This window comes from Longispora albida DSM 44784 (assembly GCF_000379825.1).
Lineage (GTDB): Bacteria > Actinomycetota > Actinomycetes > Mycobacteriales > Micromonosporaceae > Longispora > Longispora albida.
In genome coordinates this window covers 77,051-103,003 of sequence record NZ_KB903814.1, presented here as the reverse complement: position 1 = coordinate 103,003, position 25,953 = coordinate 77,051, and the positions used below count along the sequence as shown (strand labels likewise).

At 70.4% G+C, this 25,953-nt stretch carries 20 protein-coding genes and 1 pseudogene; 10 read left to right on the top strand and 11 right to left on the bottom strand.

Annotated features, from left to right (window positions below; translation table 11 throughout):
- Positions 1-23 precede the first annotated feature (23 nt).
- A pseudogene (locus A3G1_RS0104800) lies at positions 24-230 on the top strand (DNA-3-methyladenine glycosylase family protein); the annotation flags it as partial.
- A gap of 207 nt (positions 231-437) precedes the next feature.
- Here A3G1_RS0104800 and A3G1_RS33175 read toward each other — a convergent pair.
- From A3G1_RS33175 to A3G1_RS0104755, 9 genes are all read right to left on the bottom strand, one after another.
- Complete coding sequence (locus tag A3G1_RS33175; RefSeq protein ID WP_018348330.1) at positions 438-1,289, bottom strand: L,D-transpeptidase; 852 nt, start codon at positions 1,287-1,289, stop codon at positions 438-440.
- Positions 1,290-1,412: 123 nt separating this feature from the next.
- Entirely contained in the window at positions 1,413-1,862 is a 450-nt protein-coding gene (locus A3G1_RS0104790; RefSeq protein WP_018348329.1) for a hypothetical protein, read from the bottom strand.
- A gap of 219 nt (positions 1,863-2,081) precedes the next feature.
- The gene (locus A3G1_RS0104785) at positions 2,082-2,846 is read right to left on the bottom strand and encodes an MBL fold metallo-hydrolase (RefSeq protein WP_018348328.1); all 765 of its coding nucleotides are present in this window, start codon (positions 2,844-2,846) and stop codon (positions 2,082-2,084) included.
- A complete protein-coding gene (xylB, locus tag A3G1_RS0104780; protein ID WP_018348327.1) occupies positions 2,843-4,234 on the bottom strand; it encodes a xylulokinase in 1,392 nt (463 codons plus the stop codon). Before xylB ends, A3G1_RS0104785 begins: the two co-directional genes overlap by 4 nt.
- Positions 4,231-5,394, bottom strand: coding sequence for a xylose isomerase (gene xylA, locus A3G1_RS0104775; protein WP_018348326.1), 1,164 nt, complete (start codon positions 5,392-5,394; stop codon positions 4,231-4,233). Before xylA ends, xylB begins: the two co-directional genes overlap by 4 nt.
- The gene (locus A3G1_RS0104770) at positions 5,391-6,998 is read right to left on the bottom strand and encodes a glycoside hydrolase family 43 protein (protein WP_018348325.1); all 1,608 of its coding nucleotides are present in this window, start codon (positions 6,996-6,998) and stop codon (positions 5,391-5,393) included. The genes xylA and A3G1_RS0104770 overlap by 4 nt, the downstream gene beginning before the upstream one ends.
- A gap of 22 nt (positions 6,999-7,020) precedes the next feature.
- Complete coding sequence (locus A3G1_RS0104765; protein ID WP_018348324.1) at positions 7,021-7,836, bottom strand: carbohydrate ABC transporter permease; 816 nt, start codon at positions 7,834-7,836, stop codon at positions 7,021-7,023.
- Complete coding sequence (locus A3G1_RS0104760) at positions 7,833-8,723, bottom strand: carbohydrate ABC transporter permease (RefSeq protein ID WP_018348323.1); 891 nt, start codon at positions 8,721-8,723, stop codon at positions 7,833-7,835. The genes A3G1_RS0104765 and A3G1_RS0104760 overlap by 4 nt, the downstream gene beginning before the upstream one ends.
- Positions 8,723-10,018 carry an extracellular solute-binding protein gene (locus tag A3G1_RS0104755; RefSeq protein ID WP_026211817.1) on the bottom strand — a complete coding sequence of 432 codons (1,296 nt, stop codon included), beginning with the start codon at positions 10,016-10,018 and terminating at the stop codon, positions 8,723-8,725. The genes A3G1_RS0104760 and A3G1_RS0104755 overlap by 1 nt, the downstream gene beginning before the upstream one ends.
- 217 nt (positions 10,019-10,235) lie before the next feature.
- On the opposite strand from A3G1_RS0104755, the gene A3G1_RS0104750 reads away from it, so the two are divergent.
- Complete coding sequence (locus A3G1_RS0104750; RefSeq protein ID WP_018348321.1) at positions 10,236-11,291, top strand: LacI family DNA-binding transcriptional regulator; 1,056 nt, start codon at positions 10,236-10,238, stop codon at positions 11,289-11,291.
- Positions 11,292-11,330: 39 nt separating this feature from the next.
- On the opposite strand, the gene A3G1_RS33170 is transcribed toward A3G1_RS0104750, so the two are convergent.
- Positions 11,331-13,205 (bottom strand): endo-1,4-beta-xylanase, encoded by a 1,875-nt coding sequence (locus tag A3G1_RS33170; RefSeq protein ID WP_157640914.1) that lies wholly within the window; start codon positions 13,203-13,205, stop codon positions 11,331-11,333.
- Positions 13,206-13,596: 391 nt separating this feature from the next.
- Between A3G1_RS33170 and A3G1_RS0104740 the strand changes: the two genes are divergently transcribed.
- From A3G1_RS0104740 to A3G1_RS0104710, 7 genes are all read left to right on the top strand, one after another.
- Positions 13,597-14,751, top strand: coding sequence for a GH12 family glycosyl hydrolase domain-containing protein (locus A3G1_RS0104740; protein WP_018348319.1), 1,155 nt, complete (start codon positions 13,597-13,599; stop codon positions 14,749-14,751).
- A gap of 57 nt (positions 14,752-14,808) precedes the next feature.
- Entirely contained in the window at positions 14,809-16,101 is a 1,293-nt protein-coding gene (locus A3G1_RS0104735) for an ABC transporter substrate-binding protein (RefSeq protein ID WP_018348318.1), read from the top strand.
- Between the two features lie 3 nt (positions 16,102-16,104).
- Positions 16,105-16,971, top strand: a complete 867-nt coding sequence (locus A3G1_RS0104730; RefSeq protein WP_018348317.1) for a carbohydrate ABC transporter permease — start codon at positions 16,105-16,107, stop codon at positions 16,969-16,971.
- Positions 16,968-17,789 carry a carbohydrate ABC transporter permease gene (locus A3G1_RS0104725; RefSeq protein ID WP_018348316.1) on the top strand — a complete coding sequence of 274 codons (822 nt, stop codon included), beginning with the start codon at positions 16,968-16,970 and terminating at the stop codon, positions 17,787-17,789. The genes A3G1_RS0104730 and A3G1_RS0104725 overlap by 4 nt, the downstream gene beginning before the upstream one ends.
- Complete coding sequence (locus A3G1_RS0104720) at positions 17,786-19,135, top strand: GH1 family beta-glucosidase (protein ID WP_018348315.1); 1,350 nt, start codon at positions 17,786-17,788, stop codon at positions 19,133-19,135. The genes A3G1_RS0104725 and A3G1_RS0104720 overlap by 4 nt, the downstream gene beginning before the upstream one ends.
- Positions 19,132-20,124, top strand: coding sequence for a LacI family DNA-binding transcriptional regulator (locus tag A3G1_RS0104715; protein WP_018348314.1), 993 nt, complete (start codon positions 19,132-19,134; stop codon positions 20,122-20,124). The genes A3G1_RS0104720 and A3G1_RS0104715 overlap by 4 nt, the downstream gene beginning before the upstream one ends.
- Positions 20,125-20,187: 63 nt before the next feature.
- Positions 20,188-22,875 (top strand): tetratricopeptide repeat protein, encoded by a 2,688-nt coding sequence (locus A3G1_RS0104710; protein WP_018348313.1) that lies wholly within the window; start codon positions 20,188-20,190, stop codon positions 22,873-22,875.
- 27 nt (positions 22,876-22,902) lie between these two features.
- Here A3G1_RS0104710 and A3G1_RS0104705 read toward each other — a convergent pair whose 3' ends face one another.
- Positions 22,903-24,462 carry an LPXTG cell wall anchor domain-containing protein gene (locus A3G1_RS0104705; protein WP_018348312.1) on the bottom strand — a complete coding sequence of 520 codons (1,560 nt, stop codon included), beginning with the start codon at positions 24,460-24,462 and terminating at the stop codon, positions 22,903-22,905.
- 596 nt (positions 24,463-25,058) lie between these two features.
- Here A3G1_RS0104705 and A3G1_RS33165 point away from each other — a divergent pair.
- Positions 25,059-25,910: an SMP-30/gluconolactonase/LRE family protein gene (locus A3G1_RS33165; protein WP_018348310.1), complete on the top strand. Its 852-nt coding sequence runs from the start codon at positions 25,059-25,061 to the stop codon at positions 25,908-25,910.
- Positions 25,911-25,953 lie beyond the last annotated feature (43 nt).

Sequence of the window (25,953 nt, the reverse complement as noted above, 5' to 3'; positions counted from 1 at the left end):
CGACGAGGGCCTGCTGCCCGAGCTCGGCGCAGATGTTCCTCATGTTCCGCCTCGGCCGCCCCGACGTGCTCCCGCTCGACGACTACGGTATCCGCAAGGGCTTCATGCTCGCCTTCCGCACGAAGGAGCTGCCGTCCAAGGAGGATGTCGCGAAGCGGGGCGAGCGCTGGAAGCCGTACCGGACGGTCGCGAGCTGGTACCTCTGGCAGGCCCTCGAACTCCCCGCCTAGGCCCTCCGTTTCGATCTCTTCTGTGCGCTGATGCATCCCGTGCGCCGCTACCCGGGCTGGCCGGGTGTTCGTGGTGGGGAGAAATGGTCCTGACGTGAGGCGCCGTCCTGGCCTGACGGGCAACAGGGGCCTGCCAGGTACGGGTCTTCCCAAGTGGGTTCTGCTCGGGGAGAGTGCTGTATGGCTGGTAGCTGAGGGCAAGCTGGTCTAGTCGACGACCACGACCGGCGTGCCGGGTGCGATCTCGGCGAGGAGTTGTTCCTGTCCGGACTTGGTCAGCCGGATGCAGCCGTCGGAGTCGTCTGTGCCGAGTGCCCAGTCGTTGTGCCAGGTGTGGATGCCGGTGTGCGCGCCCCGCAGTCCCTCGGGGACGGACATCGGATCGTCTGGCACGGACCCGAGTGCCCACACGTCGGTGTCGGCGTACACCTCGCCGCGTAGCCGGGAGCGGCCGAGCACGAACGTCCGGCCCAGCGGGGTCGGCGTGGCCGCCACGCCCAGCGTCACAGGCCAGGTCTTCTGCTCGACGTCGTCACGGAACCAGGTCAGGGTGTGCGCGCCGCGCCGCACGACGAGCTGGTCGCGCAGCGGTACCCTGGCCCAGTCGCCGGGCGGGGTCCAGCCGATCGTCCGGTTCACCGAGGGCAGCAGTACCGCCACCCAGCCGCGGTCTTCGGCGGCGATCGGCATCGTGATCGGCACAGTGAGGATGTCCGGGGCGAGGAAGGCGAGCGGCCGGCCACCCGGGGCGTCGTACACGCCGATTCTGGTGTTGGGGTGCAGGCCCTCCTTGAGCCGCGCGAGGCTGGCCGGCGCGGGGTCGGCTGGGAAGCCTTCGGGCACCTTGTAGTAGTCGATCACCGGCAGGGAGGCAGACGGCGGGAGTACCGAGTGCGGTTCCGCGCCCGGGCTGGCACCGGCACCCGGCTCGGGGCTTGCGGCGGCAGACGACGGCGCCGGGGCGGGCTCCACCGGCGTGTCCAGCGCGAACCACGCGGCACCGGCCAGGGCGGCTGCCACGGCCAGGCCAGCCAGGGCAGGCAGCCAGGCACGACGCATGCGGGCATCGTAACGGCGGCCGTCACGTTCCTGGCGGTCCCGCGCCGCAAGGCCCGGCACGAGGCCGCCAAGGCCCGGCGAAGATCGGCAGGACACCGAGGGCACGCAGCACAGGGCCGATGCCTAGTCAGCCGAATCTGGGTACAGGATCGGGTTGATTCTGGTGAGTCTGGCGGTCAGCTCGTGCACGCCGCGGCGCATTTGCTCATCGGCGTCTCGCCCCAGCGCCTGGCACTCCCGTACGGCGGCGTCCCGTTCGCTGGCTAATACCCCGAATACATCGTCCACTGCGGTGTGGATCCAATCGGCGTGGTTGGGATCGGCGACGGCGAGCGCCGAGGCGACCACGGCGAGCCCGGCTGAGTCCTGACGCCGCAGCAGCGCCTCTGCGGTCGCGCGGGTGACGAACGTGTCACCGGCATCGAGCACGAGGCCCAGCAACGCCGCCCGTGCCTCGGGCATCTCAGCGAAGCTGGCCAGGCTGCGCCCCGCGTCCGCCCTGTCGTGGTAGTAGTGGCTTCTTCCAAGCCTGACCAGCGCGGCCACTGCGGCCCGCCTCACGTCGTTGCTCATCGGAGCATTCTCTCGTGAGCCGGACCGGAGGCAATCCAGTTCCCGCTGCCGGCAGACGCTCAGGCGCAGATCGCGGCACAGCGGCGCTTCGACGGCGAACTCGGCACCTTCAAGGCAGACTTTTTGGTGCTAACAGTCCGGTGACAGGCGAGGTCGCGGCCGGCAGTTCGAGTCAGTCCGCCTCCTGCTGTCCCGGTCCACGGTCTGTGCGGTGTGGTGTTACCGGGAAGGCTGGACGAAGGGCGCGGTCAGGTGCGGGGTGGCGAGTTCGCCGCCGTGCCGGGTGACCAGGTCCAGCAGGGCGAGGCGGGACTGGCGGGCCGCGTCCTGGTCCATCTCGTGCGCGAAGCCGGCCTCCGGCGCGACGACCTGGATGGCGTGCACGAACAGGTCTCCCGTGATCGCCACGAGGCTCTCGCCGTCGCTGACCAGCACGGACTGGTGTCCCGGCGTGTGCCCGGGCGTCGGCAGCACGGTGACACCGGGAGCGAGTGTGGTCTCACCGTCCAGCAGTTCGAGCCGGTCGGCGGGGATCAGCTCGCGCAGCTCCTCAGGGATCCACTCCCACTCCGCCCGCTGCACGAGCAGGCTGGCGTCCGGGAAGAGTCCCGACCAGCCGATGTGGTCGGGGTGCAGATGGGTGAGCACCACCCGCCGTACCTGTTCCGGCTTGATGCCGGCAGCGGCCAGCTCGTCGGGCAGCGTGCCGGGCACGGGTGCCCACGAGCTGGCGGGCGAGTCGGCCGGGCCGATCCCGGCGTCGACGATGACGACCTCGTCCTCACCGAGCCGGATGGCGTAGGCGCGGAACCAGAGGGACCACTGGCCGTCCGCCGTCAGGGTGTGCGGGTCGAGCGCGTCGGCCCGGGCCCAGTCCGCAGCTGTCGCGGAGGGGAAGGCCTCGGCTCGCGGTGCGTCGAGGGAGCCGTGGCCGTCGGCCAGCGCGACGACGGTGGCCGTGCCGATGGTGCGAGTGTGCGTCACGCGGCGGAGCGTAACAGCGGTGCTGCCACAGCACGATGCCTTTCCTGGATCCACGGCGCTGGCTCGGATTCGCGGACCTCCATCGGGCCAATGGTCCACTGTGGTGGTTCGCTGGTTCCGCTGAGTACCCAGGCTGCTTGGATCGCTGCTCCGGTGGCCGTGTACTCCCCGGGTGGCGGCACGTGCACCGGCCGGCCGAGGATCGCGGGCGCGATGGCCCGGACAGCCTCGGAACGGGCACCGCCGCCGACCAGCAGGATTCGGTGCGCGGGTACGCCGAGTGCGGTGATCGCGTCCAGCCCTTCGGCGAGGCCGCACAGCATGCCTTCGATCGCGGCGCGCGCGAGGTTGCCGGGGGTGGCGTTGGCGAGCGTCAGGCCGTGGATCGAGCCGGTCGCGTGTGGCAGGTTGGGGGTGCGTTCGCCTTCCAGGTACGGGATGAGGGTCAGGCCTTCGGCGCCGGGCGGGGCTGTCAGGGCCAGGCGGGACAGTTCGCTGAGGCCCACGCCGAGCATCGCCGAGGCCGCGCTGAGGACACGGGCCGCGTTGAGCGTGCAGGCCAGCGGCAGGAAGCGGCCGGTGGCGCTGGCGAACCCGGCGACGGTCCCTGACGGGTCTGCGCTCGGTTTCTCGGCCACGGCGAACACCGTCCCGGAGGTCCCGATCGACACGATGACGTCGCCGGGCCCGGCCCCCAGCCCGAGGGCCGCGGCGGCGTTGTCACCCGCGCCGGGCCCGAGCACCCGGGACACTCCAGCCACGCGCTGAGCGGGGCCGAGGACGGCCGGCACGGCAACCGTCCGGCCGAAGGCCCGTTCGAGCAGGTCGAGCCGATAGCGCCCGGTGGCCGGTGACCAGTAACCGGTGCCCGACGCGTCGCTGCGGTCTGTGGTGAGCGCCGTGATGTCACGGCTGTTCCGCAGTCGCCACGTCAGCCAGTCGTGGGGCAGGCACACGGCGGCGACCCGGTCCGCGTTGTGCGGTTCGTGCTCAGCCAGCCAGCGCAGCTTCGTCACGGTGAACGAGGCGACCGGGACAGTGCCGACGGCGTCCGCCCAGGCCGCCGCGCCGAGTTCCGACACCAGGTCAGCGGCTGCCGTGGCTGACCGGGTGTCGTTCCACAGCAGAGCGGGGCGGACGACGTCGCCCGTGTCGTCGAGGCAGACCATGCCGTGCTGCTGACCGGCGACGGCCAGCGCCGCCACGTCGCCGAGCCCGCCGGCTGCCCTGATCGCGGTGCCGAGCGCCAGCCACCATCCTTCCGGGTGCGTCTCGGTGCCGTCCGGGTGCGGGGCGGAGCCCTGGCGGACCAGGGCTCCGGTCGCAGCGTCCCGGACCACGACCTTGCAGGCCTGGGTGGACGAGTCGACGCCAGCCACCAGCGTCATCGCTCACCCATCAGGTGCTCGATCGCGAGCTGGTTCAGCCGGACGTGCCCGCAACCGCGCGTGGCTGCGGCCTCCGGGTCGAAGTCCTCGTACGCCGAGCGGTCGGAGAACAGGCTCGCGTAGGTCTCGCCCTCGCCGAGGGTCGGCGTTGCCAGCTCGGCGCTGAGAGCCACGTCCAGCGCCTCCTGTACCCGGGGGTCGGCGCGGAAGGCTGCCGCTCGCTCCTTGAGGAGCAAGTACGTGCGCATGTTGGCGGCGGCGGACTGCCACACGCCCGTCACGTCCTCGGTACGGGCCGGCTTGTAGTCGAAGTGGCGGGGGCCGTCGTAGCCGGAGTGTTCCAGCAGGTCGACGAGGAAGAACGCGCTGAGCAGGTCACCGTGGCCGAACACGAGGTCCTGGTCGAACTTCGCCCCGCGCTGCCCGTTGAGGTCGATGTGGAAGAGCTTGCCGTGCCACAGCGCCTGCGCGACGCCGTGCACGACGTTCAGCCCGGCCATCTGCTCATGCCCGACCTCGGGATTCAGCCCGACCATGCCGGCGTGATCGAGCGTCGTGATGAAGGCCAGGGCGTGCCCGATCGTCGGCAGGAGGATGTCGCCCCGGGGCTCGTTGGGCTTGGGCTCGATCGCGAACCGGATCCGATAGCCCCGGTCAGTCACGTAGCTGGCGAGGACGTCCAGCCCTTCCCGGTACCTGTCGAGGGCGGCGCGCACGTCTTTCGCCGCGTCGGACTCCGAGCCTTCCCTGCCGCCCCAGAACACGTAGGTCTCCGCGCCGAGCTCTGCGGCCAGGTCCAGGTTCCGCATGACCTTGCGCAGCGCGAAGCGGCGGACGGACCGGTCGCTGGCGGTGAACGCGCCGTCCTTGAAAACGGGATGGGTGAACAGGTTCGTGGTGGCCATCGGCACGGTCAGGCCGGTCGCGTCCAGCGCCGCCCTGAACCGCTTGATCCGGTCGGCGCGCTCTGGCTCGCCAGCCCCGGACGGCACGAGGTCGTCGTCGTGGAACGTGACGCCGTACGCGCCCAGCTCCGCGAGCCGGTGGACAGTCTCCACGGGATCGATGGCTGGCCGGGCAGGGTCGCCGAACGGGTCGGCGGCCCGCCAGCCCACGGTCCACAGGCCGAAGGTGAACCGGTCGGCGGGGACAGGGTTCATCGTGTGCTCCTCTGCTGGGTGGTGTAGGTGGCCTGGGTGAAGTCGGCATAGCCGCCGTCGGCGCCGAGGTCGCAGACCCAGAGGCCGAGGAAGGTGCCGGTGAAGGCAGGACTGCCCTCACGGCCGTCTGGCGGGTTCTTTTCTCCGGCGTACTCGTCGGAGAGGATCGTCGCGTCGCAGTCCGCGTCGAGTTCGTGCCACTGGCGGCTGGGGATGAGCCCGTAGGCGAACCGCACCCGGTCACCGTCGATGGCGACCCGCAACTGGACGGGCTCGCCGTCCGGCAGGGCGACCGCCGTTCCACTGTGGGCAGTCAGGGTCCCGTCGTCGCACGTGAGCACGCTCAGCGCCCGGCCGCCTTCATGCGGGTGCACGTGGGCGAAGTGCCAGTTGCGCGTGTCGTAGTACGCGGCCACCCCGGCGAACTGGTGTGGTGTGGCCGGTGTGAAGAGCATGGTGGTTTCCAGGGCGCAGTGCAGGCTCGTCGCCCGCCGGGCCACCAGGCTCGGGGAACGGTTGCCGCGCGGGGACTGGCCGCCGTGCACGCGCAGCCGCCCGCTCGTGCCCAGGTCGATCCACTCTGGACTTTCTGGCCTGCGCAGCGTGCTCCAGTCCGGCCCGAGCCGCGAATCCGCGAACGTGTCGGTGACAGGGGTCGCTGGCCAGGGATGCGCGGGCAGGCTGGGTGCTGGTACCTCGACGGCCGGTGTGCCGTCGCCGATCCGGGGCCAGCCGTCGCCGCCCCATGTGACCGGCTGGAGCGCGGTTTCCCGGCCGAGGACGCACCGGCCGCGTTCGGTGATCGGCCGGCCGGCCAGGTGGGCGAGGTACCACTGCCCGGTGCTGGTCTCGACGAGGCTGCCGTGCCCGGCTTTCTGGAGGGCGAGGCCGGGATGGTCGCGGGAGGTCAGTGCCGGGCCTGCCGGGTCGGTCTCGTAGGGGCCGAGCACGGTACGGGAGCGGGCGATGGTGACCTGGTGCTGCCAGGAGGTGCCGCCCTCGGCCGTCACGAGGTAGTACCAGCCGCCGTGCCGGTAGATGTGGGGGCCTTCGGTGATCCCGGCGCTGGTACCGGAGTAGATGTGGTGCACGTCCCCGGTCAGCACCTGCTTCTCGCAGTCGAACCGCTGTGCCTGGATACCGCCGAAGGGGTTGTGGCCAGGCCGCCAGTCAGCGGTGAGCGACAACAGCCAGCACGCGTCCTCGTCGTGGAAGAGCGAGGCGTCGAAGCCCCGCGCGTGCAGCGGCACCGGATCGCTCCACGGTCCTTCCGGGTCCGAGGCCGTCGTCAGATAGTTTTGCGCGTCCCACCAGCCACCCGTGTGGTTGTCGACGCGCGTGAACACGAGATGGAACAGGCCGTGCGCGTGGGACAGGCACGGCGCCCAGACACCGCCGGAGTCGGGAACTCCGGACAGGTCGAGCAGCCGCCGTTCGCCGAGGATCCCGCCGAGGGGACGCCAGTGGACGAGGTCGCGGGAGTGGTGGAGGCGCACGCCCGGATACCACTCGAAGGTGGACGTGGCCAGGTAGTAGTCCTCTCCGGCGCGGAGGATGGCCGGGTCGGGATGGAAGCCGGGCAGTACCGGGTTGCTGATCAGCATGGTTGCCTCTCGGGTCGGGGAGTCATTTGCCGAACCCGGCGGTCAGGCCGGACAGCAGGTGACGCCGGCCGGCCAGGTACGCGCCGAGCAGCGGCAGGAGTGACAGGACGACGGCGGCCATCGTGGCCGGCACGTCGATGCCGTGCTGGCCCTGGAAGTTCCACAGGCCGAGGGTCAGGGTGCGCTGCGAGTCGGACTGGGTGAGGACGAGCGGGAACAGGAAGCCGTTCCACGCGCCGAGCGCGGTGTATATGCCTGCGGTGATCAGCCCGGGCCTGGTCAGTGGCAGGACCAGGCTCGTGAACACCCTGGGCGGGCCGGCGCCGTCCACTGTCATCGCCTCGTACAGCTCGGCGGGGATGTCGCGGAGGGTCGACGACAGCACGAGGATCGCCATCGGCAGGCCGAAGGCCACGGAGGGCAGCACGATCGCCGCGAGGGTGTCGTACAGGTGCAGCCGCGTGATGATCAGGTACACCGGGATGATCGCCGCCTGGGCCGGGATGGCCAGCCCCATCAGCATCACGGAGAACCCGGCGGACACCAGCCGGCTGCGGGACCGGACGATCGCGTACGCCGCCGGCATCGCCAAGCCCAGCGTCATCGCCACTACGGCCACGGTGACGAGGACGTTGTTGAGCAGGTAGTGGCCGAAGCCCGAGGCGAAGACCGTGCCGTAGTTGGAGAGCACGGGGTCCGACGGCGGTGCCAGTGGGCCCGCGTCGAGGTAGTCGGCCTGCGTGCGGAGGCTGGAGCCGATGACGTAGTACAGCGGGACGGCGACGACGACCAGCCACAGTGCTGCGGCCGTCCCGCCCGGGAGGTTCAGCCGTCTCACAGGCCCTCCCGTACGCTGGCCATCCGCCGGAAGCCGGTCACCCGGACGACCAGCAGCGAGAGGGCCGTGCCGGCGATCAGCAGCAGTGTGGCGAGCGCGCTGCCGAGTCCCATGTCGAAGCTGCTGAACCCGGTGAGGTACATGTGCAGTGGCAGCGTGCGCGTCGCGGTACCCGGCCCGCCGCTGGTGAGCAGCAGCACGATGTCGAAGTAGGTCAGCGAGCCGACGAGCATGAGTACCGAGGACGTGACGATGCTGTTGCGCAGCTGCGGGACGGTGATCGAGAAGAACTGCCGCCAGCGGCCGGCTCCGTCGAGAGTGGCCGCCTCGTAGAGCACGACGGGGATCTGGCGGGTGGCCGCCTGGTACAGCAGGGTGTGGAAGGGCACGAACTGCCAGGTGATCACGAACATCACGGCCCAGATCGCCAGGCCGGGGCTGCCGATGAAGTTCCCGTCGTCCACGCCGAGCCACGGCCCGAGCAGGCCGGCCAGGCCGAAGTTCGGGTCGAGCAGCGCGCTGAACACGAGGGCGATGGCAGCGCTGGACATGAGCAGCGGCACGAAGAACATCGTCGAGACCACAGCGCGGGACCGCTGCCGCCCGGCCGACCACACGCCCAGCGGCAGGCAGATCGCGGTCTGCACGAGCCAGGTCACCACGCCTGTCTCCAGCGACAGCCACAGCGAGGACCCGAGCTGCGGGTCGCTGGCCAGCTTCCGCCAGTTGCCCAGCCCGATCCACTGTGGATCGCCGAGGCCGTTCCACGAGCAGAAGCTCAGGCCGACGACCAGGATCATGGGGAACAGTGCCAGGGCGGCGAAGTACACGAGTGCCGGGACGGCCCAGACCAGGCCGGGCCGCCCGGACCGGGGTTCGCGGGCCACTACGTCCCCATCGCGGTGACGAACTGCTGCGGGCTGATCTGCTTGTTGAACACCTGCTGGAGGTTCGTCAGCATCTTCTGGGCCGTCGCCGGGTCGAGAGCCTGGTCCCAGGACTGGGTGAACGACGGCGCGTCCTTCACCATGTCGTAGACGAACGTCGTGTAGCTGGCGTTCGGGCCGCTGGCGAGCTGGGCGGACAGGCCGGCCACCGCCGGTACCTGCCCGATCTTGATCAGGCCGCTGACGTAGTCGGGCGAGGTGACCGTCTTCTCGATGTAGGAGATCGCGTGCGGCCCGTGCGCCGACTTGGCCGACACGGAGAAGAAGTTGGACGGGTTGCCGACCACGGCCTTCGCGTCGCCCTTGCCGCCCTCGACAGCCGGGAACGGTGCCCAGCCGAGCCTGCCGTTCTGGACGAACTCCGGCGCGGTGGACAGCTGCCCCGCGTACTCCCACGAGCCCATCAGCAGCATCCCGGCCTTGCCCTTGGCGAGCAGCGCGTCAGCGCCGCCCGAGTCCTGGCCCACCGACCCGAAGCTCGTGCCGAACGCGCCCCGGTCGACCAGGTCGCGGATCATCGTGAGCGCCGTGAGGACGGCCGGATGCGACCAGGCACCAGGCTTGCCGGCCTCGATGTCCGCGAACACCTGCGGCCCGCCGACCCGTTCGAGCAGGTACTCCAGCCACATCAGCTCCGTCCACGCCTGCGAGCCGGCCAGCGCGATCGGGATGACGCCCGCCGCCTTGAGCCGGTCGATCGCGGCCAGCATGGCTGCCCACGTGGCCGGGGGAGCCGTGACGCCGGCCTTGGCGAGGACGTCCTTGTTGAAGAACAGGATGACGGGCTGCACGCCGGCCATCGGCACGCCGTAGTACCTGCCATTGATCTTCCCGCCGTCGAGCACGCTGGGCAGGAACGAGTTCTTGAACGCAGGGTTCGCGTCGAGCGCCGCGGTGAGGTCGGTGACGTTGCCGGCCTTCACGTACGTGTTCAGGTTGCCGCCGCCCCAGTTGAGGAACACGTCCGGCGCGTTGGGAGAGCCAATCGCGGTCTGGAGCTTCTGCTTGTACGGGTCGTTCGCGAACGGCTGGACGGCGGCCCGCACGGAGGGCTTCCCCGCGTTGTAGGTGTCGGTGACCTTCTGCTGGACGGGGTTGAGCGCCTTGTCCTGGAGCACCCACACCTGCATCGACGGCCCGGCGTCCGCGGGGGAGCCGCACGCGGCCAGTGCCAGTGCCAGCGCCGAGGCCGCCACGGCCACAGCGGTACGGAGTGTGCTGCGAGTTCTCGTCATGGGATCGTCCTTCGATCACAGAAACTTTCGTAGAGTTGCGGTCACATGTTTCGAAGCGAACGTAGAGCGCTGGCAAGAAGAGTGTCAATGTCTACTTCGGTAACGGCACGGTAACGAGGGTGTCTTGGGCTGGCCTTGGTGCCGAAACACGACCGAAACTTGTGAGAGGGTTTGCTAATCTCCGGGCTGACGGGTCAGCGGAAGCGAAGGGGTGCACATGCCAGGCCGACAGAGTCCCGGGGCTGCCGAGCGGACGCCGGAGCCGCACCGCGTCACCATCGCGGAGATCGCGGAGGAGGCCGGGGTGTCCAAGCCGACCGTCTCCAAGGTCCTCAACGGGCACAGCCAGGTCGCCCCCGAGACGCGGGCCCGCGTGGAGGAGCTGCTGCGCCGGCACAACTACCTGCGCCGCCGTCCCCGCCCCACCCAGGCCGTCGGCCTGGTCGACCTCCTGATCCGGGAAGTCGACACGCTCTGGGCCGGAGAGGTGATGCAGGGCGTGCAGCGCGAGGCGGCCGAGCACGGCTCCGGCGTCGTGCTGACTGCGACGCACGGCGACACCGACGGCCTGACCCGCTGGCTGGACAGCCTCGCGAAGCGCGGCTCCGACGGGGTTGTCCTCGCCGTCACCGACCTCACCCCGGCCCAGCGCCAGCGTGTGAAGTCGCTGGGCGTCACGATGTCCGTCGTCGACCCGGTCGGCAGCCCCGACCCGGCCATCCCGTCCGTCGGCGCGACGAACTGGCAGGGCGGCATGGCGGCCACCCAGCACCTCATCGAACTCGGGCACCGCCGGATCGGCATCCTCCAGGGCCTGGAAGAGACGCTGTGCGCGCGGGCCCGCCTCGACGGCTACCGCTCGGCACTGGAATCCGCCGGCCTCCCGGTCCTGCCGGAGCTGATCCGGCCCGGCAACTTCTACTACACGACAGGCTTCTCCGGCATGCGGGACCTGCTGGCACTCGCCGAGCCGCCCACCGCGGTGTTCGCCAGCAGTGACCTGATGGCCCTCGGCGCGTACGAGGCGGTCCGGCAGGCCGGGCTGCGGGTGGGCAAGGACGTGAGCATCGTCGGATTCGACGACGTGCCGAACGCCGAGTGGGCGTCCCCGCCGCTGACCACGGTGCGCCAGCCGCTCCGGGAGATGGCCACGATGGCCACCCGGATCGTCCTCCAGGGCGCGGGTTCCGTGCTCCCCGAGGGGACCCTCCGGATGGAACTGGCCACCCGCCTGGTCGTCCGGGAGAGCACCGGCCCGGCTCCGCGGGGGTGACCGGGTGCCCGCGGGACGGCGGGCACCCGGTGGGAGTACCTAGCGCATGCTCCACTTCTGGCTCGAGCCGCCGCCGTACGTCCACAGCTGGACCCGGCTGCCGTTCGCGGTGCTGCCGTTGGCCACGTCCAGCGACAGGCCCGAAGCCGGGTTGGTGATCGCGCCGGAGGCCGTCAGTACCCACTTCTGGTTCTGCCCGCCCGAGCAGTCCCAGACCTGGAGCCTGGCCCCGTTGCCCGCGCCGGCCGGCACGTCGAGGCACCTGCCGTACCGGTCGTGGACCGCCCCGTCACCGCCCAGCGTGAACACCTGGTTCTGCCCGCTGTGGCACTCCCAGATCTGCAGCTGCGTGCCGTTGCCCGCGCCGAGCGGCTCGTCGAGGCACCGGCCGGACCCGGTACCAGCGATCTGGTGCCCGTTGAACCCCCACCGCTGGTCGGGTACGGGCAGGCACTGCCACAGGATGATCGCGCTGCCGTTGTTCGTTGCCGCGCCAGCGACCCCGGCGCACAGGCCGGTCGGCTCGCTCACCAGGGAGCCGTCCGTCCTCAGTGCCCACTTCTGATTGCTGTTACCCGAGCAGCCCCAGATCTGCACCGCCGAGCCGGCCCCACCGCCGAGCGGGGCGTCGAGGCACGTGCCGGCCTGCGCGCCCTGCAGCCGGACCGAGCCGTCGCCGGCCAGGACGAACGACTGGTTCGCCGTGCCCCAGCAGTCCCAGATCTGCATCCGGGAACCGTTCCCGCCGCCGGCCGGCGCGTCCAGGCACCGGTGCGAGCCCGAGCTGATCAGCCACGTCGCGGCCCCGAGCGAGGTGGAACCGCCCGGCTGGGGCTGCGGCCCGCCGCCGAGCGCGGCGATCACCGCGTGGTACGACGGCTTCGGCTGGTAGTTCATGTCGAACAGCGTTGCGGCGCCCTCTCCTGGGAACCAGCCCGGTACCCAGGAGTCCGCGTCGCCGACCGCCCACTGCGAGATCCCCACGCAGCGCGGGACGGCGAGGCAGGCCCGGACGATGTTCGCGTCGTCGGTGGCCTGCTGGGCGAGGTTGGCCTCGCTCGCGGGTACCGGCATGCGGACGTCGAGCTCCGTGATCGCCACGTCCACGCCGAGCGCGGCGAACCGGGCCATGTTGGCCTGGAGGTCCGCAGGTACCTGCCCGGTGATCAGGTGACCTTCGAAGCCGACGCCGTCGAGCGGCACGCCCTGGCTCTTGAGCGACTTCACGAGGTTGTACATGGCGTCGCTCTTCGCGTTGACGCCCTCGATGTTGTAGTCGTTGATGTAGAGCTTGGCTCCCGGGTCGGCGGCGCGGGCCGCGTGCAGTGCCGTGGCGATGTAGCCGGGGCCCATCGCCCGCAGGAACGGGCTGTCCCGCCAGTTGTTGCTGTCGTCGAAGGGCTCGTTGACGACGTCCCATGCGTAGACCTGGCCACGGTAGTGGTTGCCGAGGCCGGAGATGTGACGCTCCATCGCTGCCCGGACCTGGTCAGGCGGCAGCGCGCCCACCCAGGACGGCACCTGGTTGGCCCAGACCATCGTGTGCCCGCGCACCCGCATGCCGTTCGAGCGTCCGAACTGGACGATCGCGTCGCCGGCGGCGAACGTGAAGTTTCCCGGTGAGGGTTCGGTGGCGTCCCACTTCATCTCGTTCTCTGGCGTGATCATGCCGAACTGGGCGGCGGCCAGGGACGTCGCCGTGGAGTTCGACAGCAGGGGCTGGGAGATCTCTCCGCCGAAGTAGATGCCTTTGGCCGCTGCGGCGGACCTGAGCGTCACGGGCGCCGCCGACGCGGGGCTTGCCGTCACGGTGCTGAGTGCTCCGGCGCACAGCGCGGCTGCGGCCAGTGTGGACAGCAAGCGCATCGGAGGGCCTGACGAGTACTGCCGGGGCTGTCGGGTGGAACTGGGCATGCCGTGCTCCATTCCTGTGCCTGAGGGAGAGACATGTATCGTAAACTTTCCGATCGTGTTTCCGGGAAGTTACCGAGAAGATAGGGCTAGCGATGAACGGCCGTCAATACGTGTGGCACGCCGAGTTCGTGCACGCCGAGCCTCGGTACACAGTGGATTGAACTGGCCTGTCTCCTGCCGGAGTAGCTCACCTGCTGGTCTGCCGCCGAGGTGTCCTCGGGTGGGGTCCGCAGGGAGAGTTTCCGAAAGTCCCTTGAGGATCTGCGGCCCGGCCCTCGCCGGGGTTGGCGCGGGGCAGAGCTTTTCTTCGATGTTTCGGTGTGGTTTCATGTGACGCACTGCCGTGTGGGAGCGCTCCCACACTTTCGGGAACCATCCAGTCTGGAGGACGATGATGAAACTCCACCGCTTCTGGGTCACGGCGCTCCTGGCCCTGGCCGCCACCCTCACGACACAGGTGGCAGCCGGCACGCCGGCCCACGCGGACACCGTGGTCTGCGAGCAGTTCGGCTCGTCGGTCCAGGGCAGGTACATCGTGCAGAACAACCGATGGGGGAGCACCGCGCGGCAGTGCGTCAACGCTACCGGCGGCGGTTTCCAGATCACCGAGCAGCAGGGTTCGGTGCCGGCGAACGGCGCGCCGCTGTCCTACCCATCGATCTTCGCCGGCTGCCACTACACCCAGTGCTCGCCGGACACGAGCCTGCCGAAGCAGGTCAGCACGATCGGCCGGGTGGACTCGTCGATCACTTACCACTACACGCCCGGGATCTTCAACGCCTCCTACGACATCTGGCTCGATCCGGCGCCGAAGAAGGACGGCGTCAACCAGATGGAGATCATGATCTGGTTCAACCGGCAGGGGCCGATCCAGCCGATCGGCACCCAGCGCGGCACGACCACGATCGGCGGCCGGAGCTGGGAGGTCTGGCAGGGCAACAACGGCGGCAACGACGTCGTGTCCTATGTGGCCCCGTCGCCGATCACGAGCTGGTCGTTCAACGTCAAGGACTTCCTGGACGACGTGGACGCCCGCACCCAGGTCACCAGCGCCTGGTACCTCACCAGCATCCAGGCCGGATTCGAGCCCTGGCAGGGCGGCACCGGCCTGGCGGTCAGCAACTTCTCCGCGAACGTGACCGAGGGCGGCGGCACGGCGAAGAGCGTGAAGGGCCAGCAGAGCGGGCGCTGCCTCGACGTCGCCGGGTTCGGCACAGCTGACGGCACTGCCGTGCAGCTCTGGGACTGCTGGGGCACGTGGAACCAGCTGTGGGACCGCACCGGCAGCCAGCTCGTGAACCCGCAGTCCGGCAAGTGCCTCGACGTCAACGGCGGCTCGACCGCCAACGGGGCCAAGGTACAGCTCTGGACGTGCAACGGCACTGGCGCGCAGGGCTGGCAGGTCAATGCGAACGGCACGATCACCAACCCGCAGTCCGGCAAGTGCCTCGACGCCGGTGGTTCCTGGAACGGCGCGCAGCTCCAGATCTGGGACTGCTACGGCGGTGGCGGCACCCAGCCCAACCAGGTCTGGTCACTGTCCTGACCGCACGGGGTGCGGCACCCCCGCACCCCGCTTCCCCTTCGTTGAAAGGACTTCCACATGCGTACCTTCGCGCGCCGCGCCCTCGTGGCCGCCGCAGTCCTCGCCCTGGTCGCCACCGGCTCGGCCTGCAGCAAGAAGAACGACTCCGGTGCCAGGCCCGGCCAGCTCACCATCACGATCGACTACTTCGGCGACTTCGGGTACGCCGATCTGATCAAGGAGTACGAGCGCTCCCACCCCGGCATCCACGTGCAGATCCGGTCGGTGGAGAAGCTCGACGACTACAAGCCGAAGCTGGCCCAGTGGCTCGCGGCCGGTACCGGGGCCGGCGATGTCGTCGGGCTGGAGGAGGGCATCCTCAACGAGTTCAAGACCCAGTCGCAGAACTTCGTCAATCTGTTCGACCACGGGGCCGGCGACCTCAGGAACGACTTCCTCGGCTGGAAGTGGGAGGGCGGGACGACCGCCGACGGCAAGCAGCTGATCGGGCTGCCGACCGACGTGGGCGGCCTGGCCATGTGTTACAGGCGGGACCTGTTCGCGAAGGCCGGGCTGCCGTCCGACCGCGAAGCGGTGTCGCAGCTGTGGCCGACGTGGGAGCAGTTCATCGCGACCGGGCAGCGGTTCACCGCCGCGAACACCGGGGCGAAGGGCTTCGTGGACTCGGTGACCACGCCGTTCAACGCGATCATGTTCCAGAGTGGCGACACGAACTTCTACGACCGCTCCGGTGCCCTCGCCGCCGAGTCCAGCCCGGCCGTGCGGCGCAGCTGGGATCTGTCCATGAAGATGATCAGCGACGGGGTGACGGCCCGGGCGACCACGTGGTCCAAGGACTGGGAGGCCGGCTTCAAGCAGGGCAGCTTCGCTGTCACCGCGTGCCCGTCGTGGATGCTCGGCATCATCAGGAACAACTCCGGCGCGGACAACGCCGGCAAGTGGGACGTCGCCGCTGTGCCCGGCGGGGGCGGCAACTGGGGCGGCTCGTGGCTGGCAGTGCCGAAGCAGAGCAAGCACCCGAAGGAGGCCGCCGAGCTGGCCAAGTTCCTGACCAGCGCGAAGAGCCAGGTCGCGGCGTTCAAGAAGGCCGGTCCGCTGCCGTCGAACGTCAAGGCGCTCGACGACCCGGAGTTCCGGGCCTACAAGAACGAGTACTTCAACAACGCCCCGGTCGGGCAGATCTTCGGCTCCGGCGCGAAGGCCCTCAAGCCGGTGTACCTCGGCCCGAAGCACCAGGCCATCAAGGAACGCGCCTTCGAGCCGGCGCTGCAGAGCGTCGAGCAGGGCCAGGCCAAGCCCGACGCCGCCTGGGCGAAGGCGCTCGCCGACGCGAAGAAGGAAGCCAGGTAGGTCATGCGGCGGATCACCCCGTACCTGCTCATCGCCCCGTTCTTCCTGCTGTTCGCGGTCTTCGGGGTGTACCCGCTCCTCTACACCGGCTGGGTGTCCCTGCACGACTGGCACCTGATCGGCGGCCACCAGTTCGTCGGGCTCGCCAACTACACCGGCCTGCTGTCCGACCCGGACTTCTGGAACGCGATGGCCAACACGGGAGGTATCTTCGTGCTGGCCACCGTTCCGCAGCTTCTTTTGGCACTGTGGCTGGCCAGCCTGCTCAACCGGGGACTGCGGGCCCGGACGGCGCTGCGGATGGGCATCCTGCTGCCGAACGTCACGTCGGTCGCCGCCGTCGGCATCGTCTTCGCCCAGCTCTACTCGCGCGACTTCGGCCTGGTCAACTGGCTGCTCGGCCTGGCGGGCGCCGGGCCGGTGGACTGGCAGGGCAGCCGGGCCGGCTCGTGGCTGGCGATCGCGACGATGGTCGACTGGCGCTGGACCGGGTACAACGCGCTGATCTTCCTGGCCGCGATGCAGGCCGTCCCGCGTGACCTGTACGAGGCGGCGGCGATCGACGGGGCCTCACGGTCCCGGCAGTTCTGGCGGATCACGGTACCGCTGCTGAGGCCGACGATCGTGTTCACGGTGATCATCTCCACGATTGGCGGGCTCCAGCTGTTCACCGAGCCGCTGATGTTCGGCAACGGCAAGATGCTCGGCGGGTCGCTCGGCCAGTTCCAGACGGTCGCGATGTACATGTACGAGACGGCGTTCCAGCGGTTCCAGTACGGCTACGGTTCCGCCATCGCCTGGACGCTGTTCCTGGTGATCGCTGCCGTGGCCGGAGTCAACGCGCTGCTGGTCAGGAGGGCGGCCCGATGATCAGGAAGAACAGCCTGACGTACCTGGCACTGATCGCCGCCTGCGTGCTCTCGGCCTTCCCGCTGTACTTCATGTTCGTCGTCGCCACCCGTACCAACGACGTGATCAGTGACGTGCCGCCGCCACTGCTGCCCGGAGGCTCGTTCGGCGAGAACGCCGGCCGTGCCTTCGCGAACGAGCACGCCGCGTTCCTCTACGGGCTCGTCAACTCGCTGATCGTGTCGGCGGTGGTGACCGTGTCGGTCGTGTTCTTCTCCTCGCTCGCCGGGTTCGCCTTCGCCAAGCTGCGGTTCCGGGGCCGAAGCGCGCTGCTGCTCGTCATTGTCGGCACGATGATGGTGCCCACCCAGCTCGGCATCATCCCGCTGTACATGCTGATGGTGCGGCTCGGCTGGCAGGGCACGCTCCAGGCGGTGATCGTGCCGTTCCTCGTGTCGGGCTTCGGGGTGTTCATGATGCGGCAGTACGCGGCGTCGGCCATCCCGGACTCGCTCATCGAGGCCGCGATCATCGACGGCGCCTCGACGCTGCGGATCTTCTGGTCGGTCGTGCTGCCAGCACTGCGCCCGGCCGCCGCAGTGCTCGGCCTGCTGACCTTCATGCAGACGTGGAACGAGTTCCTCTGGTCCTTCGCCGTGCTCGATCCCGACACGCCCACCGTGCAGCTGTCACTCAGCCTGCTCGCCACCGCCTACTACACCGACTACGCCCAGGTGTTCGCGGCCACCGCGATCGCCACCCTGCCACTGCTGTTCGTGTTCCTCGTGTTCGGCCGCCAGATCATCGGCGGAATCACGGAAGGTGCTGTGAAATCGTGAGTTTCCCTGACGGGTTCGTGTGGGGCGCGGCGACAGCCGCCTACCAGGTCGAGGGGGCTGCCCGCACTGACGGCCGTGGCCCGTCCATCTGGGACACCTTCTCCGGTACCCCGGGCAAGGTGCACGCCGGTCACACCGGCGAGTTCGCCGCGGACCACTACCGGCGGTTCCGGGAGGACGTGGCGATGATGGCGGACCTGGGCCTGACCGGGTACCGGTTCTCGATCGCCTGGCCACGGATCCAGCCCGGCGGCACCGGCCCGGCGAACCAGGCCGGCCTCGATTTCTACGCCCGGCTCATCGACGCGCTGCTCGAACACGGCATCGAACCGTGGCCGACCCTGTACCACTGGGACCTCCCGCAGTCCCTCGAGGACAGCGGAGGCTGGCCCGCCCGGGACACCGCGTACCGGTTCGCCGACTATGCCGCTCTCGTGGCCGGGGCGCTCGGCGACCGCGTTTCCCGCTGGACGACGCTGAACGAGCCGTGGTGCTCGGCCTTCCTCGGATACGCCAGCGGCGAGCACGCCCCGGGCCGGGCCGACGGGGAGGCGGCCGTGCGCGCCGCACACCACCTGCTGCTCGGTCACGGGCTCGCGGCCGCCCAGCTGCCCGGGGCCGGGCTCACCCTCAACCTGTACCCGGTCCACGGCGAGCCCGACGCCGCCCGCCGGGTCGACGGCCTCCAGAACCGGCTGTTCCTCGACCCGGTACTGCGCGGCGGCTACCCGGCGGACGTGCTCGCGGACCTGGCGGCCGTCACCGACTTCCGGCACGTCCGGGACGGTGACCTCGCCGTCATCGGTACCCCGATCGGGTTCCTCGGCGTCAACTACTACACCGCGCACACAGTCAGTAGTGGGACCCCTGATGCTGCTATAGCAGCATCAGGGGTCCCATCATCCGGGGCGGCGGCTTTCCCTGGGCAGCCGGTGCGCTTTGGATCACGGGGGCTGCCCGTCACGGACATGGGATGGGAGATCGATCCCGGCGGTTTGGCGGAGGTACTTACCCGGCTGCACAAGGAGTACCCCGCCGTGCCGCTGTACGTCACGGAGAACGGGGCTGCGTTCGCGGACGAGGTGGCCGCTTCCGGCGTACACGATGACGACCGGATCGCCTATCTGGCCGGGCACCTCAGCGCCTGCCAGCAGGCGATCGAGGCCGGCGTGGACCTGCGCGGCTACTTCGCCTGGTCGCTGATGGACAACTTCGAATGGTCCTTCGGCTACTCGAAGCGCTTCGGGCTGGTGTACGTGGACTACGCCAGCCAGCGGCGGATCCCGAAGGACAGCGCGCGCTGGTACGCGGCGGTCATCCGGTCCCGTGGTGTGATGGCAGGATGAAGGAGAGACCCACCCTGGAGGAGGTGGCGCGCCGGGCCGGCGTGGGCCGTGGCACGGTGTCCCGCGTGATCAACGGCTCGCCCCGCGCGAGCGAGCAGGCCCGCGCCGCCGTCAACGCCGCGATCGCCGAGCTGGGCTACATCCCGAACCGGGCGGCCCGCTCGCTGGTCACCCGGCGTACCGACTCCGTGGCCCTGGTCGTGCCCGAGTCCGAGGAGCGCTTCTTCACCGAGCCGTTCTTCGGCCGCGTGGTACGCGGGGTCTCCGCCGGGCTCAGGGACTCCGAGGTGCAGCTGCTGCTGGCCATCGCCCAGGACCGCCGCAGGCTGGGTCACTACCTCACCCGCCAGCACGTCGACGGGGTCATCCTGCTCTCACTGCACGGCGAGGACCCGCTGCCGGGCGAGCTGGAGAGCCGTGGCGTGCCGGCCGTGCTGATCGGGCGGCCCCTGACCACGCCAGCGGCCTATGTGGACGCCGACAACGCCGGTGGCGCGCGGCTCGCCGTCGAACACCTGGCCGCGTCCGGGCGTCGCCGGATCGGCATCCTCGCCGGGCCGCAGGACATGGCCGTAGGCGTCGCCCGGCTGGCTGGAGCCACCGAAGCGCTGGCGGCGGCCGGGCTGCCCGCTGACCTGGTCGCCTACGGTGACTTCAGCGAGGCCAGTGGCGCGGCGGCCCTCCGCGAGCTGCTGGACACCGCGCCGGACCTGGACGCGGTGTTCGCCGCGTCCGACCCAATGGCGGCCGGGGCGCTACGTGTCCTGCGCTCTCTCGGCCGGGCAGTGCCCGGCGACGTCGCGGTGGCGGGCTTCGACGACTCGGTGATCGCCGAGCACGCCGACCCGCCACTGACCAGCGTGCACCAGCCGGTCGAGGCCATGGGGACGGCGGCTGTGCGCCTGCTGCTCGACCGCATCGCTGGCACCGCGCCTGACCGGCCAGCCGTCGTGCTCGACACGCACCTGACCATCCGCCAGTCCACCTAAGAGGTCTACCGCAGGGTGGTCCACAATGGCGTGATGGCTGTGCGTGCCGGATGGTGGCGATTCGTGTTAGCGGCGGCCGGCGCTGTCCTCCTGGGCGCGATGGCCTGGCTGGTGCTCCGGCGGGGTACGACGCTCGGCAACGAGGTCGCCTCCATCGTGTCGATGCTGATCGCGGCGGGTACCGCTCTTGCCGTGCTGTACCGCCAGGCCGTCCCGGCCCGCGCCGAGCTGGACCTGTCGGCGCACCTGCGGTTCACGACGGCGGGCCGGGCGCCGCTGGCCGGCGCGCTGGACCCGGTGGAGCTCGGGGTCAAGCAGCCGCTGGACACGGCACGGTTCGGCCTCACCGGGTACGTGGGCCGCGACCAGGACGCCGTGCTCGTCGACCTGGCCAGCGCCGGCGGCATGCTCGTCCTGCACGGCCCGGCGACGGCAGGCAAGACCCGGGCGGCGGCCGAGCTGCTCCGTACCCCGCTGCTCGCCGGCCGCACACTGCTCGTCCCCTCGCACCAGGGCGCACTGCGTGCGCTGCTCGACGGCGGATTCCGGCCACGCGACGCCGTCGTCTGGCTCGACGACCTGGAACGTTTCCTCGGCTCGTCCGGCCTTGACGAGGCACTGCTCGAACGGCTGTGCCCGCACGGCCGTTCCGACGTCGCCGTGATCGCCACGATCCGCGAGGACGAGCTGACCGGGCTGCTGGACGCGGAGTCGGGCTCCGGCCACGACCGGGCGGCCGGAGCCGAGCGGCCCGGCGCGCGCCTCGCCCACCAGCTCAAGCAGGCCGGCCGGCTGGTCAGGCTCGGCAAGCAGCTCAGCCCGGCCGAACGCGACCGGGCCGTGACCGTGCAGGCGCGGGCGCAGCGGGGCGACACGCGGATCAGCACGGCGGTGGCCTCCGGTACCGGCTTCGGCGAGCACCTGATCGCCGGTCCGGCCATGATGGACCACTGGGCGGCCGGCGACACGCCCGAGGCGCACCTGAGCCGCGCGGCGATCAGCGCGGCCATCGACTGCCGGCGGGCCGGGTACGACCAGCCGATCCCGGCGGCCACCCTGCACGCCCTCGCGCCCGGCTACCTGCCCGTCGCGCTGCGCCGCGCGGACCTGCCGAGCATCGGCCAGGCCCTGGGACACGCGTGCCGGCCGCTCGCGGGCACGCCGACCAGCTCGTGCCTGACCCCGCTGCCCGATGCCACGTACTCGGCCGCCGACTACCTGCTCGACCGCTCGGCCGAGCCGCCGAGCCCGCTGGCCGGAGTCCCGATCGCCGACGCTGTCTGGCCTGCGGTGATCGGCATCGCGGACCGGTACCACCTGGGCAGGATCGGTTTCATCGCCAACAACACCGGCAACCCGGCCGTGGCCGAGACGGCGTGGCGCAAGGCCGCCGGGGCCGGCGACATCTACTCCATCAACCGGCTGTCCTTCTTCCTCGAGAAGCGGGGCGACTTAGCCGAGGCCGAGCAGTGGCTCCGGAAAGCGGCCGGTGCCGGTGACACGTTCGCGAACACGAGCCTCGGGCTCCTCCTGGAACGCCTGGAGCGCAAGGACGAGGCCGAGCAGTGCCTGCTGGAGTCGGCCGGCCGGGGCGACGCGTTCGCGATGACCAGGCTCGGCCGGCTCCTGGAACGCCAGAACCGGCTCGGGGAGGCCGAACGGTGGCTGCGGGAGGGCGCCGGTTCCGGTGACGCCTACGGGGAGTCGAGCCTTGGCCAGTTCCTCGCGAAGCAGGGGAGGCACCTGGGCGACCAGGGCCTGCTCACCGAGGCCGAAGAGTGGCTGCGGAAGGCGGCCGGGGCCGGGAACACGTACGCGAAGACGAGTCTCGGCCAGCTGGTGAGGGACCAGGGCAGAGCAGGGGAGGCTGAGCAGTACTTCCTGGAATCCGCGGACACCGGCTACACGTACGCGATGCTCAACCTCGGCCGGCTTCTCGACAGCCAGGGCCGGGTGGCGGAAGCCGAGCACTGGCTACGGCGGGCCGCCGCGTCCGGCGACCCGTACGACGAGGTGACGCTCGGCCGGTTCCTGGAGAAGCAGGGCAGGCAGCTGGACGACGGGGGGCTGCTCGCCGAGGCGGAGGAGTGGCTGCGGAAGGCTGCCGGGTCCGGTGACACGTACGCGATGGCGCGCCTGGCCGTCATGCTGCGCGACGACGACCGGCTGGACGAGGCAGAGCGGTGGTTCCTGGAGGCGGCCGGACTGGGCGACGTGTACGCCATGACCAACCTCGGCCGGCTCCTCGACCGCCAGGGCCGGCTGGAGGAAGCCGAACGCTGGCTGCTTGAGGGCGCCGCCACCGGCAACATCTACGCACAGTCGAATCTCGGGCGGCTCCTGGAACGGCAGGGCAGGCTCGCCGAGGCCGAGGAGTGGCTGCGCAAAGCCGCCAGCACCAGCGACGGCTTCGCGACGTACTGGCTCGGCAGCCTCCTGTCCGACCAGGCCAGGACGGCGGAGGCCGAGCCGTGGTTCAGGAAGTCCGCCGAGGCCGGTAACTCGCACGGGGCGAACGCGCTCGGCCGGCTGCTGCACCGGCAGGGCCGGGCCAGCGAAGCAGAGGCGTATTTCCGGCAGGCCGCTGGCCAGGGCAACAGCGGCGCGATGCTCAACCTGAGCGACCTGCTCGCCGGGCAGGGCAAGAAGCGCGAATCTGAGCACTGGCTGCGTGAGGCGGCCGGTGCCGGGAACGCCGTCGCGGCGAAACTGCTCCGGCGGCTTCACGAAGGACGGGAAGACGCGGAGTAGTTCCGCCGCTGACGCGCGCTGCGCTGGCTACTCGGGCAGTCGCGTGTGGACGGACCGGCGGCGGCGGGCCGCCGTCACGAGCAGCACACCACCGGCCAGGGCCACGGCTCCGGCAGCGGCGATGGCCATGATCTGCGTACCGGTCACCGGAAGCGTGGTCCCCGGGTTCGCCACGGGCGCCTCGCTCTCCCGCACCGGGACGGCGGAGGGGGAAACGGCCGGAGTCGCGGTAGCCGTGGCCGACGGGCTGGCCGACGGCGTGGGCACGACCGGAGCCGGAGTCACCTTCAGGCCGACCTCGGCGGAATTGTTGGCCTGCTGGCTGTCGGGGTGCGCGCCGGTGACGGTGACGGACCCGGCCTTGGTACCCGCGGAAAGGATCTTCACGCTGAACTCCAGCGTGGCCTTGCCGCCGGCCGGGATGGCCGGCAGGGTGACCGGGCCGGACACGAGCTCCGTGCCCTCGGGCTTGAGGAAGGCCAGCGCGCCGCCCGCCGGGCTGTCCCACGGGCCGTGGTTGGTGATCTCGGCGGTGGTCTTGACGGTCTGGCCGGCGGCGCCGGTGATCCCGGCCGCTGTCACGGCCAGGTCGGCGTTCGCGGCGCCGGTGGTCAGGGTGAAGCGGGCCGAGTTGTCGACCTTGTCGCGGTCGACCTGCTTGCCGGTCACCTTCGCCTTGCTGACCTTGGTGTCGCCGGTCAGTTCCGACGGCACCCGGGCTGGCTTGTACTCGCCGAACGCGCCCACGGTCACCGTGGCCGCACCGAGGTTCGTGTTCGCTGGGGCGCTGGGGGTCGCGCGGACCTTCAGGCCGAAGACAAGCGTGTCGAAGCTGCTGCCAGCGTCCAGCACGATCGGCTGCTCGGCGCCATCACTGTCCAGGTAGGACGACCACTCGCAGACCGCAGCGCGCATCTGCGTGTACGAGCAGCCCTGCACCTCCTGGCTGAACACGACGTGCTCCGGCAGCGTGAGCGACAGGGAGAGCCCCGAGCCGGTCTGGGAGCCGTTGTTGTCGACGGCGATCCACAGCTCGGTGTCGGTGTCGGGAGCCAGGCCGGTCAGGTTGCCTGCCAGCACGCCGTAGTCGATGCCGGGGGCTGCCAGGTCCACGCTGTACGTCGTGGAGTTGTCGCCCTTGTGCTCGATGTCCTCGTGGTAGTCGGAGCTGATCGTCGCGGTCAGCTTCCCGGCCCGCCCGAGCGGGGCGTCCGGTGAGGCCGGCCGCAGGTTCACGCCGAGGTTGCCGTCGAGGTACCCGGGTTCGAGGTCGCCCAGCTCGCAGACGTAGGCGGCCCGGTCACCCGTGCAGGACGTGCCGGGCAGGTCGGCGACCACGTCCGGGCCGAGCTGGCCGAGGTCGATGACGACCTTCACGTTCTTCGCGGTGGTGCCGCCCTTGTTCTGTACCTCGAGGAAGAACGTCTTCCCGTTGGAGTCCACCACGAGCTGGCGGGCCTTGATGCCGACGGCGAGGTCGGCCGGCGTGGCGGCCGGGGTCTCGGCCAGCGCCGGAGCTGGCACGGCGAGGGCGAGCGTACTGGCTGCGAGCCCAGCGAGGGCCGCGCCGGCATAGAAGCGCTTCATGAGTCCACCGGAGGGGTAGTGATAGACGGAACTCCGGAGGACCTTACTGACGGCCAATACGGGCACAAGGTACGGCGATGTCGCGCGATCGCCGAATCAGTCACCCGTACTGACCAGGGGTTATCCAAGTGTTACGAGCGGGGGCCTGCCCCGGCCACGTCGCCGTACCGGGGCTGGCCGCCGATCAGAACTCGACGCGCCAGATGCCGGGGGTGCCCAGGCCGCCGAAGGTGGCGTTGTAGCACTGCGCGTAGGAGTAGTTGCCCTTGGTCACCCAGCCGCCCTTTTTCACGTCGGACACGCCAGACGGATAGTCGCAGACCACGGACACACGGTAGGAGCCTGTCCCGCCGCTGCAGTAAGCGATGGCCGTTGTCGTGTTGTAGCGGGCGGCCGAGCAGCCCGTAGGCGTGGCGAAAGCCGGGCTTGCGGAGGTGACGGTGGCAGCTACCCCCGCTGCGCAGGCGACAGCGGCGGACTATCCCCAGGCCCGGCTGGGCGATCAACGTGTTTCGGCCAGGGCCGAAAGTATGGACGGCGGCCATGGAACCCGGCTACGAGGCGAATACGGTTGCCAGGCTGGATAGCATCCGGGCGTGATCGACACTTACCTGCTACCGGGCGAGAACGTGCATCCCGAGGGGATCGCCGCTGACCCGGACGGCGAGACCTTCTACGTCTCCAGCGCCCGCCAGGGCACCATCTTCCGTGGCCGGATCGGCCAGCCTGAGCTGGAGGTGTGGCAGCCGGGCGGCGCGGACGGCCGGGGCAACGCGCTCGGCCTGACGGTCACCGGTGACGGCCGGCTGATCGTGTGCGGGTCCGAGAGCGGCTACGTCTTCTGGTACGACACGGCGAGCGGCGAGCTCGTGGCCCGCCGCCAGGTACCGGCCGCCGAGACGCTGCTCAACGACGTGTGTGTCGCGGGCGGCTACGCCTATGTCACGGACTCGAAGCGCCCGGTGATCTGGCGGTTCGCGCTGGGTGGCTCCGACGCGGAGATCGGCGAGGCCGAGGAGTGGCTGGACCTGGGCGAGGCCGAGCTGACGCCGTACCTGAACGGGATCGTCCCGGCCCTGGACGACACCGTCCTGCTCGTGGCAGCCCAGGGCACCGAGGTGCTGTGGCGGGTGGACATCGCCAGCCGGTCGGCGGAGAAGCTGGACGGCCAGGTGAGCGCCGACGGGCTGGTGCTGCTCGGCGGCAAGCTCTACGCCTGCGACAACGCCGAGACCGCTGACGGCCTGGAGTTCTACCTGTCGGAGTTCACGCTGCCCGCTGACCTGCGCGGTTTCGAGCTGGCCCGGCGCTGGCAGCGCGACACCGAGCAGACGCCGACCACTGTGGCCTGGCTGGGCGGCCGGATGCTGCTGGTCAACTCGCAGTTCGTCGCCGGCCGCAACGGCACCGCCGCCGCACCGTTCACGATCAGCGCCGTGGAGATCTAGGGCGGCGCCTCCCGCGCGCAGCGGAGCAGGTACCGCAAAATAG